Genomic DNA, 13,252 nt, shown 5'->3' with positions numbered 1-13,252 from the left:
GGGGGGCCCACACGGGAGGCAAGAGGGGGGGTGGGTGTGGGCCCCCGCTCGGAGGAAGAAACGGGGATGCCGGAAACAGAATCCGAGAACACGCCGGACGGCGCCCCCGTAGCCGCCCATAAGGCAGGTGGGCATCGGGAGCGCAATTAGCGATATACGGAACGGCGGAATGCATGAAACGCCATACGGTCAGCCGTCATGGATTCAGTCGTAGGGGCATGGCTTCGCCAAGTAAGTCAAGACTTATCTTCAGGGAGCTTTGACCGTATGGTATGGCTCGAATCGAAGGAGCCCCTGTTGTCGAAAATGAATGATCCCGCTGCGCGTGCGGTTGCATCGGAGCGGGATTATGTGTCCTCCTTGTATGAGTTGCTCACCGAGCGGCTTTCCGAGGCGCGAGTAAACCGAGCGAGTGTGCTGAAGGCCCCGGCGGACAGCGCCGGGGAGGCATACGAGAGAGAAATCGCCGTCGAGCGTCTGGCCAAGGAAATCGGCAGGCTGGAGGGCGCCGAAAAGGGGCTGGTCTTCGGGCGCATCGACTGGACGGATGGGACGGCCCTGCGCATCGGGCGGATCGGACTGCAGAGGGAGGAGGATGACCTGCCTCTGCTCGTGGACTGGCGCGCGAACGCGGCGCGGCCCTTCTACGAGGCGACACCGGTCCAGCCGATGGACCTGCGCCGGCGCCGGCACCTGCGTCTCGAGGAGCGCACGGTCATCTCGGTGAGCGACGAACTGCTGGACGGGACCGCCCCGACCGACGAGGACGTCGTGGGGGACGGCCCGTTGACCGAGGCGCTGTCGGCACGGCGTACGGGCAGGATGCAGGCGGCCGTCGCGACGCTGCAGGCCGAGCAGGACGAGATCGTCCGCTCCGCCCACCGCGGGGTGACCGTGGTGCAGGGCGGGCCCGGCACCGGCAAGACGGTGGTCGCCCTGCACCGGGCGGCCTATGTCCTGTACGCGTTCCCGCGCGCCGCGGAGGAGGGTGTCCTGGTGGTGGGCCCGAACGCCCGGTTCGTCGACTACATCTCCCAGGTCCTTCCCTCGCTCGGAGAGAACGACGTCGTTCTGGCGACCTGCCGGGAACTGGCCGGAGTGTCCACGGACACGGTGGGCCCGTTCGATACGGCGCGTCTCAAGGGCAGCTCCGACCTCGCCGACGCCTTGGCCGGGCTGCTGCGCGTCCACCAAGCCCCCGCCGGTGACTTCACCGTGCGGGTCGGACCGGAACTGGTTCACCTCTCCGGCGAGGAAGTCGCCACGGCACGCGACGCCGCCGTGGCAGCCGCACCGGGGCACAACCCCGCGCGTCAGGTGTTCAAAGAACTCTTGGTCGACGCCGTCACCGACGCGATGCAACGAGACATGGGCGACCTCCTGGAGCAGATCGACGCCGATGCCGAAAGGATGACGGGCATCGACCTCGACCGCTTCACGGGAGTCGCCCAGCGCCGTGCCGAAGGCGCGGCCGACTCGGGTCCGGTCCACGAGCTGGACCTGGACGCCATCCGAGCCGATCTCCTCGACGACGCCGGCGTCGACCGAGCGGTCGAGGTGTTGTGGCCGCGGCTGGTACCCGGTGACCTCGTGAAGGCGCTCCTGACGAACGCCGGCGCTCTCGCCGAGCTCCTGCCCCGCCTGACGGCGCAGGAGCGCTCCCTTCTGCTGCGCGGTCCGGACGACCCGTGGACCGATGCCGATGTGCCGTTGCTGGACGAGGCGGCGAGCCTGGTCGACGGTCCCCCCGAGCGGACGTACGGGCACGTCGTCGTCGACGAGGCGCAGGAACTGACCGCCATGCAGTGGCGGATGATCGTCCGCCGCTGCCCGGCGAGGGCGATGACGCTGGTGGGTGACTTCGCCCAGGCAGGCCCGGTCGCGACAGCACGCGACTGGAAGGAAGCACTGAGCCCCCACGTCGGACCGCGGTTCAAACTGCACAACCTGACCGTCAGCTACCGCACAACGCAGGAGATCCTGGAGGGCGTCCGGGACCTGCTCACGCGGATCGCTCCGGACCAGAAGCCCACACGGTCACTGCGAAGCGGTGAGAGCCCTCGCACCGTGACCACACCGCCGGACGGGTTGGTCACCGCCGTCGTTCAGGAACTCCGCGCCCAGAGCACCGCACACCCGGGCGAGCTTCTGGGAGTGATCTGCGCGGACACCAGGGTGAGCGAGCTGACGGCCCAGGGCATCGCTCACCACGCACGCGTCGTGCCGGCCTCCGAAGCACGCGGCCTGGAATTCGACGGGGTCGTCGTCATGAACCCCGAGGAAATCATCACGGCCCGCCCCGGTGGGGAAAGGGACTTGTACGTGGCCCTGACCCGGGCCACCAAGCGCCTCTGCACAATCACCGTCCAGCCCGCCTGACGACTCGGCGCCCGCGTCGTCGCCGCGGGCGCACCCGGCGCGGTACAGACACCGGCCCGCGCGCACGGGGCTGCTCGCCGCCTCACCGCTCGTGGCCGCACCCGGCCTGGTCCAAGCCGACGACGTTCCGATCCACTTCGCGCAGCAGGGTGAGGTCGACGTCGAGCTTCGGGTCGTACGCGTCGGGTTCGATGCCGAGTTCGTGCGTGCTGTACTCGCCGAACCGTTTGATGTGCTCGGTCAGGTACGGCGAGATATGGGCCGGGTCATCGTGTCGAAGGTGGAGAACGCCGGCAGTTCCAGCCCAGCGGCCACCACCTTCTCCAGCGCGATATTGATCAGGAGGCGGGCCAGGGAACGTCGGTGGTCACTGCGGCGGTGTAGTCGACGCCCGGCACGGAGAATCCGTACAGGCGTTGGACTTCAGCGTGGAACCAGTCGAGGTCGGCGAGACCGGCGATGGTGTCGGTCGTGGCGGCTTCCCAGCGTTCGGCGACGGCCGCTTGGACGTCGTCAGTGAGTTCCCAGGTGTCCAGGCGGATTCGGCCTTCGTCATCCAGGGCGAGCGGGGCGGCACCGGTGAGCTGGTCCCACAGGGCGGTGAGCTGATGTACCGGCGGGACCAGGTCCTCTCCAAGGACGCCGCGCAGCAGGCCGGTGTACAGGGCGATGCCGGGGACAGCGGTGGAGGACTGGGTGACGGCGGCGCCGTTGACGGAGGTCACGGCCCGCCCGCCCACCGTCTTGTCGAGCCGGTCGTTCAGGGCGCGGGCCGTGGCCTCCAGGTGGGCCTTGGCCGCGCCGATGGTGCCCTGCCGGTAGATCGCCGCTGTCAGCGGCGATCCGATGTACGACAGCGCGGCGGTGGCGAAGCCCTCGCCGAGCAGTCCCCGACCGGCCAGGTGGTCGATCCAGCGTTCCCAGTCCGCACCGCCCATCACGGCCACAGTCTGCTCGACATCATCGCCCTCGGCCGGCCCGGTCTCGACCTCGCGAACCTCGGGAACGCCCTCGTCGTCGAAAACAAGGGTCTTGGTGCGGTTTGCCAGGCCGATCGGTTTGAGGACGGAGGCGTACGTGGTGCCGGTGTCCGGGTCGGTGCGCCGTGGCGCGGCCACCGAGTAGATCAGGTAGTCCAGCCTGCCGCCGAAACGCTGCTCGATGAGGTCGGCGACCTGGTTCTTCATCGTGTCGGAGAACGCGTCGCCGTTGAGGAAGACCAGATCCCGCCCGGCGGTACGGGCGATGTCGGCGGTGGCGGCGGTGCGGTACCAGCCAGCCGTAGCGGTGCGCCGTTCGGTGGGGGCCTTCTCGAAGGAGACCATGATGCCGCGGATGCCGGCGCGCTTCAGTCCGGCGACCGTGGCCGCCAGGCCGTATCCGGCCGAGGAGCCGATGATCAGGGCCACCGGCCCGGCGCCCTCCAGCACGTCGGCGGAGTCGGGGCATGCCTGCCACATGTCGGCCACCAGCCGCTCGCAGCCCGCCGGGTGGGAGTCGAGGAAGAGGAAGCCCCGGTTGCGGGGGATGAGAACGCGCTCGCTCACGATTGCAGTCCTTGGGTCGACTGGGCCGAAGACGCGGCAACACCAGGCCACCACGCCCTGCAAGTCTGCGACAGGGCGGACACTGACACTGGCCTCACCAGGGACAAGGATCATGATCCGATCTTGGAGTGTTTCACTACTGCCAGCAGAGCAGGACGCAGTCGCGACCAGGCTCAGCATCGCCTTGAGGTTGTGGCGGCTGCACTACCGGGTCTGGTGGGAGCCACTATGGATGAGGTGCTGTCATCTGTTGACCAGCTGCCACTCATCCAGGCAAGGTCCACCCCCATGAAGACCCCCGACCTCGGCCGCGGCACCACCATCAGCGCGGACCATGTGACCTCGCCGGTGCGGGCGGCGGTGCGGGCGGCGAAGCGGACGGTGTCGCCCCAGCCGCGGTAGTCACCATCGCCTCAATCCTGCTCTGGAAGTGACCTTGAAGACGATCTCAAAGGGTCCCCGGGGTTCTGACCACGGCATAGGTCAGTCGATGAGGCCGAGCCGCCCGCCGCCCCGGTCGTGCAGCCGCCGGAAGAAGGCGAGCACTCCGGCCGAGCCACCGGCCCAGGTGGCGCTGGAGCGGGTGAGGCCGGTGTCCGGGAACACCGGACGGGCGGGGGTGCCGCCGCTGCGGCTCAGGATGATCGCCGCGACGGTCTCGGCGGCGTCCCAGAACTCCTCGGACCCGGACGCCGTGGCCACGTCCACCAGCAGCTCGCCGACCCCGGACAGCCCGCAGCACTGGGTGACCAGCGGCATCCGGGGCGCCAGCTCGGCGGAGCCGCGCGCAGCCCGCTGGGCGAGGGTGAGGTACCCGGGTTCGCCCAGGCGGTCGGCGGCGCGGACGAGCACCGCCCCGATTCCGGCCAGGCCCCGGCACCACGAGCCGTAGCGGCGGGTCGCTCCCGGGGCGCTCGCCGCCGTGAGGATGTCCGGGGTGAGGGCGGCGAGCCGGGCAGCGGCCTGCCGGGCCCGGCGGAGCGCGGCGGGATCGCCGGTGGCGCTGCCGTATTCGAGCAGGAAGTACATCGACCGATCCGGTGAGCAGATCCTACAGACCTGGGAGCATCGAGAGAAGCCGGGAAGATTCGGCGGCTGGCTGCGCGATCACGCGAGCACCACCCATGCGGGCGGCCATCTGATATCACGCTCTGACGCGTAAATAACAGGAGGTGAGAGGGTTTTGGGCAGGAGGGGATGCCGGGCGTTGGTTCGGCGGCCCGGTGTGGGAGCCGGGCTGTCAGGCCACGGCGTCGATCGGGTTGAGGGTGACGGTGTAGCCGAGTTGGTTGAGCTGGGTCACGGCTCGGCGGGCGGCGCGTTCGGGGTCGCGCTGGGTGAAGTAGGTTCCGCCCAGTTCCCGGTAGGGCTTCTGGTCGGTGAGCATGTGCCAGATCGCGGTGATGATGGAGTGCTCGACGGCGACGAGGGCTCTCAGCGGGCCGCGGCGGGAGGTGAGCCGCTTGTAGCGGGCTTGCAGGTAGGTGTCCTTGGTCCGCACCGCGCCGAACGCGGCGAGCCCGAGGGCGCCCTTGAGATACGGGTTGCCGGGGCGGACCTTGGTGCTCTTCGCGCGGCCGGCGGACTCGTGGTGGCCGGGGCAGACTCCCGCCCAGGAGGCCAGGTTCTTGGCGGAGGTGAAGCGGCTCATGTCGCCGCCGGTCTCCGCGATGATCACCTCGGCGGTTGCCTTGTTGATTCCCGGGATGGTGTCGAGGAGGTCGAGCGCGGGACGAAAGGGCGCCATCGCCGCCTCGATCCGCTCGTCCAGTTGTTGGATCGCTCCGGTGAGCTGGTCGTACTGGTCCAGATACAGCCGGGCCAGGAACGCGTGGTGTTCGCGAAAGCGGCCGGTCAGAGCCTCGACGAGTTCGGGGATCTTGTGCCGGAGCCGCCGTTTGGCCATCTCCGCGAGGACCTGCGGATCGCGTTCGCCGCTGATCAGGGCTTCGAGCATCGCCCGGCCGGAAACGCCCATGATGTCGGAGGCGACGGCGGCGAGCTTGATGCCGGTGTCCTCCAGCAGCTTCTCCAGGCGCTGGACAATCTGCCCGCGCTCGCGTGTCGTGTGGGTGCGAGCCCGGGTCAGGTCCCGCAACTCCCGCACGGGCTGGTCGGGGACGAAAGACGCGCGGACCAGGCCGTGGGCACCGAGCTGGGCCAGCCAGGCCGCATCCGAGACATCCGTCTTGCGGCCCGGCAGGTTCTTCACCTGTCGGGCGTTGACCAGGATCACGTTCAGGTCCTCGGTCAGCAGGTGGTAGAACGGCTTCCAGTAGTCCGACGTCGCCTCGATCACCACCAGCGTCACCCCCGCGGCGAGCAGGTGATCGCGCAGCGCGAGCACCGCGTTCGTCACCGAGCCCCATGTCGTGGTCTCGGTGGTGAACGACCCACGGCGCTTGGTACTCGGGACACGGACGCAGACCTTGGCATCCTTCTTGCTGATGTCCAGGCCGGCACAGCGTTCGTGCAGCACGTCCACGGCCCTGCTCCCTTCCTCATCGGGCACCCGAGCGGCATGTCGTTCCGGGAGGGCCAGAGCAAAGACAGGAATTCTGACGCACGTGCTCGCAGCAACACTCCACGGTTCCCGTGGAAGGCCCTCAGCACCACGCTGACCTGCGAGCTCACGGGCATCACAGAGCCATCGGTTTCGACCGGAACGAACCCCTACAGGGTCTCGGAACGGATCGACCCACGTCAGCGGCGCCCAGAAGCCCAGCCGCAGCGCGCGCCACGACATTTACCACGCCCCCCGGAGCGCGCCGAAGGTTCGCTGAATCGCTGACCTGTGGTGATGCCTCATGCTGTGCCGCACCGGGAGCTCTTCGGCGGGCGTCGGGCGGTCGGCTGCAGTCAGCGAAGAGGACCCGCAGAAAGTCCCGCTGGCGCCCTCGCAGCCGCGCGATCCCGAGAGCGAGTGAGTCTCATATCTGAGCTCGTAAGACAGAGTCTGCTCGTACTTATGCTGACCTCTTGCTGACCGTATCTGATGGACTATCAGGCCTCCGAGCCCGGCCGCGCCAATCGGTCTACGGATCTCCCGCATGGCTGCCTGGGCCCACCTCCGCGGTCGGTCGGCTACGGCCTGAGCCTGCAGCTCCAGCAGGTGGACGGCCGACTGCTGGTCGGCCACGGCGGCTCGATGCCCGGCTTCCTCGCCCCGCTCTTGCGCCCCGCTCTTGTTCAGTGAGCAGGACGATGTGGCGGCCGTCATGCTTGCCAACGCCACGGCCGGCCTCAACCTCACGGGTCAGTACACCTAGGGAGCGTATTTGGTCGCGATCAAGGGGTGGTCCTGCTGAGGTCTTTGATCCAGATCATCGCGCCGCGGAGGTGGAGGCCGGCGAGGTAGCTGGCGGGCGTCTTGTCGTAGCGGCTGGCGATGCCTCGCCAGGCCTTCAGTTTGTTGGTTGGGTAGGCCGCGCGACGAGGTGCCTGCCATGCACAGGCCCTTTTCCACACGGCCCCCCTCCGAACCCGCCGTACGAGTTTCCCCGTAACGGGCTCTCCAGTGACCTATTTCGTGACGCTGCTGGTTGGCTTTCCTGAGTGGATCGTGTCATGGCAACCGGTGCAGACCACCAGGGTCTTGCGCCGTTTCTTCGCCATGACCTGGCGCCATTCAGTTGGTGGATCTCCCTTGTCGAGGTCGGCGAGTTTTCGGATGTGGTGCACTCGCACGTCTTCCGGCATCCCGCATAGCTCGCACTTCCCCTTCAAGGGTCGGGTAATCAGCTCTTTCCTGGGGTGAGGGTTGGCCACTTGGCGGTCCGCGAGGACCGCTGCCTTCTGTCGCGTCAGTGAGATTCCGCCGAATCGTGCGACCAGTGGTTTCCTGCCTGCACTGCGGGGGACGCTGGCTTCGAAGCATGTGCGGGACCCATATGGTGTCTCGACTTTGGCTTTGTATCGGGCCGCCATCTTGGACACGGTCGAGCGATGCTTCGCTGCCAGTGTCTTGAGCAACGAGGTTTCCATGGCCCAACGCAGCCGATGCAATCGGCATACGTTGCCGGCCAGTAGGTAGTACTGGACGATGCCCCGGTATTCGGCCCCGTAGACGTTGACGATGGTGTAGTCGTCGTCGTTGAGAAGCTGGGACCGATGCGCGGGTTTTCCGCGACTGAAATACAGGGCTACCTTCTCTCGAATCACCTTCGCTGGCACACGTAAGGCAATCGACCCGTTGGCCGTCCTGCGGCCCCGGGTTGCTTGCCTGTCGTTGTGCTGGACGGCGATCTCGTATCCGAGGAACGTTGCCGCGCCCTTGCGGGCGTGGGTGATCAGCGTCTTTTCTGGCGACATTTCCAACTTGAGGTCGTCGCGGAGGAATGCCGCGAGGCGCCGTTTGATCTCTGCGGCCTCGGATTTCGGCCCGATGAACCCGAGCAGGGTGTCATCGGCGTATCGCACGTAGCGCAGCCTTCGGTAGCCCGGATCGTTCGGATCCACGCTGGGAATACTGCGCTGCTGCTTGCGTAATGACCGGACTTCGGTCCGGTCGCCGCGCCTGCGGGCGCGTGCGATCGCGTTGACCACCTTCAGGTAGGCAGGGTTGCGCACCCTGTTCCGCCCTCGGGTGTACTGCGGAATCAGAACCTTCTCGACAAATCTGTCCAGTCGGTGGAGGTAGATGTTGGACAGAAGCGGGGAGAGTACCCCGCCCTGGGGTGCCCCACTGAGCGTGGCGCCCCAGGTCCAGTCCTCCATGTACCCGGCCTCAAGCATGTTTTGCACCAGCCGAAGAAACCGGCCATCGTGAATTCTTTCTGACAGGGTCTCGATGACGACTTGATGGTCGATCGATCCGAAGCAGTCGGAGATATCACCTTCGATGAACCAGGTCGTACCCGTCCAGGTATTGCCCACCTCGGTTAAGGCTGTGTGGCATCCCCGTCCGGGCCGGAACCCGTGGGAACGGTCGGAGAACTGCGGCTCGTAGTACGCCTCTAGAAGGAGACGCATCACTTCGCCAACCAGTTTGTCCGTCCATGTCGGCAGCCCAAGCGGGCGAAGCTTCCCATTCTTCTTGGGAATGTTGACCCGCTTGACGGGACTAAATCGGTAGCGCTCGTGACGCATCGCATCGATGATGCGGCCGATCTTGTCCAGCGACATACCGTCAACGGTTTCTTGAGTGACTCCCGGCGTCATCGCTCCCTTGTTGGAGTAGATGCGTCCGTAAGCCACTAGGTACAACTGCGGATTGAACATTTGCCGATACAGTTCGTTGCACGGCAGTTCACGCCTGCCGCGCTCACGAAGGATGCCTAACACCGTGTCGGCACTCTGCATTTCGCATACCTTCCGGTCTCGTTCGCATCCAGTCACCTGTGCCCCTTCGCCCTGCGGGCGGCTTTCCCGCCCTCCCTGGCAGGTCGTTACTCCTGCGACTACTACGAGCACTCCGTCGCCCTAGGGTTCGCACCCCGTAGGCGATCCCACGTTCGTCCTTGTTGTACGTTATAGCGTGACGTAGGCGCCCCACTCATCTCCTTGAATGTCCTCATTGGACATCGCCCCATGTCACAGAGGGTGCGTCGGCCCCTGATCAAGGCCGTCACAGGACATGGCATCGGTTTCAGTAGCCTTTCCAATGGATGCGAACTTTCATCGACTGGAGATTGGGGTTCAGGCAATCCAGCTTTCGCCATATCACGCGGGCCCCTCAGTGCACCGTCCCTGGCAACTGAGCCCGGTCACTGATTGTCTGGCATGCTCTGGTCCCCATCACCTTTCGGATCCAGGTGAGCCATCAGGCCCAGGAATATCCCTCCAATTCCTCCCGGCTGAGCCGGGGATACAACAAAGCGCCTCGTGGCGCACATCAGGCGCTCAACGGTGTTGCGCTCCTTGGGCTGCTGCTGCGCGTCCACGCCGGGCTCACGGAGGGGCAGCTCGGCCTCTGACCGGCCGGCGGCCCACGTGCACCACGGGAATTCGCCGTCCTCGGCTCTCTCGGACGTGCGCAGTGCTCATCCGGCCTGTCGAGCGACGCGTCGGGCGCCTCCAGCCTGCCCAGCCGGCAGATGGGAGCCCCCAATGTGGGGAAGGGCACCGCCGGATGAGCTGCACGTGTCACTCTGTCTGCGACAGCGGGGACACACGGGGGGAGGCTTGGTGGCTGCCAAAGGTGACACCGAAGGCATGAGGGCGCAGCCGGCCGTGTTCGTGGGCCCCCATCAGTTGCTGCGGCCGTTGGGCGAGGGCGGGATGGGGGTGGTGTACCTGGCCCGCTCGCCGGGAATGAGGCTGCTTGCGGTGAAGGTCATCCGGCTCGAGTACGCGGAGGACTCGCAGTTCCAGCGCCGGTTCCAGCAGGAGGTGGAGGCCGCCAGGCGGGTGACGGGGTTCCACACGCCGCCCGTGGTGGACGCGCAGCCGCGCGGTTCCCGGCCGTGGATGGCCACGTCGTACCTGCCGGCGCCGTCGCTCGGCGAGGTGGTCAGGCGGTTCGGCCCGCTCGGCGAGGCGGGTGCGCGGGCCTTGGGGGCCGCCCTCGCGGAGGCGCTGGCCGCGATCCACGCGGTGGGAGTGGTGCACCGTGACCTCAAGCCGGGCAATGTGCTGATCGCGCGGGACGGTCCGCGTGTCATCGACTTCGGGATCAGCCGTGCCTTCGACGCCGTTCACCTGACCCGGACCGGCATGGTGTGCGGCACGCCCGGATACATCGCTCCCGAGCGCATCGTCTCCGCGTCCGTGACCTTCGCCTCGTCGGACGTGTTCTCGCTCGGCTGCCTGCTGGTGTACGCGCTCACCGGCCGTGCCCCGTTCGGCACCGGTGAGCCCGCGCAGGTCAACCGGCGGGCGGTCTACGAGGAGCCCGAACTCGCCGGTGTGCCGGCCGTGTTGCGCCCGCTGGTGGCCGCGTGCCTGGACAAGGAGCCTGCCCGGCGGCCCGCGGCGGCGGCCGTGCTGGCCGCACTGGCTCCGGTCGATCCGGCGGCACTGCTGAGTCCGGGCCTGCTGGCCGACCTCGACGCCCGGGAGCGGCAGGCCGCGATCGACCTGGCCGCGCCGCCCGCCGATCCGCCCGCGCTGCCGGTGCGGACGTGGCAGTCGCTCAGCCGCCGCGGCCTGTTCGGCCTCGGTGCCGGGCTCGGCGCGGGTGCGGCCGCCGCCGTCGGCGTCCCGCTGCTGCTCACCCGTCGGGCACGGGTGGCCGCCGGGACGGCGACGGTCGGCAATCCCGTGGACGCATGGGGAGCCGACACGGGAGGCGCGAGCCCCTCGCCCGAAGCCCCGGCCCCGCTGTGGAGCCGGCCGTTCAGCGGTGTGGCGGTCGGCCATCAGCTGTCCGTCCTCGGGCCCACCCCGGTGTGGTGGTCCCAGGGGCTGGGCGCGACCGGCCTCGACGGCTCGACGGGGCGTCAGGCGTGGTCCCGCGAGGACGTCCAGTTCTTCCAGGCGCAGAACGGGCTGCTCTACGGGACGTCCATGGACTTCAAGAGCCTGGTGTGGCTGAACGCCACGGCCGAGGACCACCGGATCCCGCTCACTGTGCCCGCCGAGCAGCGGATGGACGCCGAGATGAGCATCCGGGTCTTCGGCGCGGACGACCGGACCGTGGTGATGGCCCGGCCGACGGCCTTCGCCGGCGGCGGAGTCGTCGTCGGGGCCGATCCGGGCACTGGGGAGGTGCTGTGGCAGCACGACGTCGCCCAGAACATGGCGGTGCCCATGGCCCGCGACTATGAGCCCTTGTACAGCGGTTCCGGCAGCTCGATGGGCCTGGTCGCCGACGGCAGGTGCTACTACCGCGACGGTGACGTCCTGCACGCGGTGGTCCTGCGGACCGGAGCGTCCCAGTGGCAGGCCGCCGGCCTCGCGGGCGGCGGCGCCGGGCTGCCCTCACGGCTGATCCGCACCGGCGAACTGCTGCTGGTCGTCAACGGCCAGACGGTGGTGGCCCTGGAACCGGCCACCGGGCGGCAGCGCTGGCTGGCTCCCCCCGTCCCGCAGGCGGTCTTCGGCTGTGCACTGGGTGCCGGCAGGCTGCTGCTGTCCGGGAACCTGGGCACCGCCTACTGCCTGGACGTCACGACCGGCAAAGGGCTGTGGCACTCCACTGTGGCGACGGCGACCTCGGCGGGCACGGGGATGGACTTCCGGGTGCCGTCGGCAGGCGACGGCTTCTTCGGCGTCCCCCTGCTGGGCGGGTCGTCCGGGGCCGCCGTCCTGGACGCCACCAGTGGCGCGGTCCGCTGGGTGTCACGCCCGGCCTCCGACGAGGGCCAGTGGACCACCGCGGCCGTCGGCGGAACGCTCTACTGCGCCTCCTCCACCACGCTGCGCGCCTTCCGGGCCGGCGCCGCATGAGCGCGCAGAGCATCGGTCCCTATCGCATCCTGCGAAAGCTCGGCGCGGGGGGCATGGGCGCCGTCTACCTGGCCGCCACCGGCAGCGGGCGCCCCGTCGCGGTGAAGACCGTGCAGCAGGAGTACGCGGCCGACGCCGAGTTCCGGCGCAGGTTCACCCAGGAGGTGGCGGCGGCCAGGTCGGTCAACGGGGCCTACACCGTGGCGGTGGTGGACGCCGACACCGAGGCTGAAGTCCCGTGGCTGGCCACCGAGTTCGTCGCCGGGCCGTCGCTGTACGAGGCCGTGGTACGCCACGGCCCGCTCGCCGGGCCCGCGCTGCAGGTACTCGGAGCGGGACTGGTGGAGGCGCTCGCCGCGATCCACCGCGCCCGGATCATCCACCGGGACCTGAAGCCCTCGAACATCCTGGTCGCCCGGGACGGCCCGAGGGTCATCGACTTCGGGATCAGCAAGCCGACGGCCGACGCGCTGCCCACCGCGAGCGGCCAGATCATCGGCACACCCGGGTTCATGTCTCCCGAACACGCGGCAGGACTGAACCTCACCCCCGCCAGCGACCTGTTCTCACTCGGCGCCGTGCTGGCCTTCGCCGCGACCGGCCGCACGCCCTTCGGCGAGGGACCGCCGGCCGTGCTGATCTACCGGGCCTCCGAGGAGCCTCCGGACCTCGACGGAGTGCCACCGGAGCTGACGGGACTGCTGGTGCGCTGTCTGGACCGGGATCCGGCCCGGCGGCCCGCACCGGCCGAGCTCGCCGAGGCCTTCCGGTACGGCCCGGCGGTCGGCACCGACTGGCTGGGAGGGGCGGAGCGGACCGTACGCCGGCGTGAGCGCGAACTGGCCCGGGTGCTGAGCGATCCGAACGGCACCCGGCGCCGGCTTCTCGTCCTCGGCGGAGCACTGCTCGCCACGGCCGCCGCGGGCGGTGCCACCCGGGCGCTGTGGCCGGGCACGTCGGGGGGGGGGGCGAGGGGATGGTAGGTGGAGCTGCCGCGG

Annotated in this window: 7 protein-coding genes and 1 pseudogene; 4 read left to right on the top strand and 4 right to left on the bottom strand. The window is 68.6% G+C overall.

Features of this window, described 5'->3' with window-relative positions:
* The first annotated feature begins 306 nt into the window (after nt 1–306).
* Nucleotides 307–2,379, top strand: a complete 2,073-nt coding sequence (locus ACFQ87_RS33215) for a HelD family protein (protein WP_380614634.1) — start codon at nt 307–309, stop codon at nt 2,377–2,379.
* 338 nt (nt 2,380–2,717) lie between these two features.
* Here the strand turns inward: ACFQ87_RS33215 and fabV are convergent, their stop codons facing one another.
* The 3 genes from fabV to ACFQ87_RS33200 all read right to left on the bottom strand — a co-directional run bounded on the left by fabV (nt 2,718) and on the right by ACFQ87_RS33200 (nt 6,411).
* Nucleotides 2,718–3,926: an enoyl-[acyl-carrier-protein] reductase FabV gene (gene fabV / locus ACFQ87_RS33210; protein WP_380614612.1), complete on the bottom strand. Its 1,209-nt coding sequence runs from the start codon at nt 3,924–3,926 to the stop codon at nt 2,718–2,720.
* 483 nt (nt 3,927–4,409) lie between these two features.
* Nucleotides 4,410–4,955 carry a lanthionine synthetase LanC family protein gene (locus ACFQ87_RS33205; protein WP_380614611.1) on the bottom strand — a complete coding sequence of 182 codons (546 nt, stop codon included), beginning with the start codon at nt 4,953–4,955 and terminating at the stop codon, nt 4,410–4,412.
* A gap of 211 nt (nt 4,956–5,166) precedes the next feature.
* Nucleotides 5,167–6,411 (bottom strand): IS110 family transposase, encoded by a 1,245-nt coding sequence (locus tag ACFQ87_RS33200; protein ID WP_380614610.1) that lies wholly within the window; start codon nt 6,409–6,411, stop codon nt 5,167–5,169.
* Nucleotides 6,412–7,011: 600 nt separating this feature from the next.
* On the opposite strand from ACFQ87_RS33200, the pseudogene ACFQ87_RS33195 reads away from it, so the two are divergent.
* A pseudogene (locus tag ACFQ87_RS33195) lies at nt 7,012–7,168 on the top strand (serine hydrolase); the annotation flags it as partial.
* A gap of 280 nt (nt 7,169–7,448) precedes the next feature.
* On the opposite strand, the gene ACFQ87_RS33190 reads toward ACFQ87_RS33195, so the two are convergent.
* Nucleotides 7,449–9,227: a reverse transcriptase domain-containing protein gene (locus ACFQ87_RS33190; protein ID WP_380614609.1), complete on the bottom strand. Its 1,779-nt coding sequence runs from the start codon at nt 9,225–9,227 to the stop codon at nt 7,449–7,451.
* 852 nt (nt 9,228–10,079) lie between these two features.
* On the opposite strand from ACFQ87_RS33190, the gene ACFQ87_RS33185 reads away from it, so the two are divergent.
* Both ACFQ87_RS33185 and ACFQ87_RS33180 read left to right on the top strand, forming a co-directional pair.
* The gene (locus ACFQ87_RS33185; RefSeq protein WP_380614608.1) at nt 10,080–12,254 is read left to right on the top strand and encodes a protein kinase; all 2,175 of its coding nucleotides are present in this window, start codon (nt 10,080–10,082) and stop codon (nt 12,252–12,254) included.
* Nucleotides 12,251–13,237 (top strand): serine/threonine-protein kinase, encoded by a 987-nt coding sequence (locus ACFQ87_RS33180; RefSeq protein WP_380614607.1) that lies wholly within the window; start codon nt 12,251–12,253, stop codon nt 13,235–13,237. Before ACFQ87_RS33185 ends, ACFQ87_RS33180 begins: the two co-directional genes overlap by 4 nt.
* The last annotated feature ends 15 nt before the right edge of the window (nt 13,238–13,252 follow it).

Origin of the sequence: Kitasatospora sp. NPDC056531, assembly GCF_042794375.1 — a bacterium.
GTDB lineage: Bacteria > Actinomycetota > Actinomycetes > Streptomycetales > Streptomycetaceae > Kitasatospora.
This window is presented reverse-complemented; position numbering and strand designations above follow the sequence as displayed.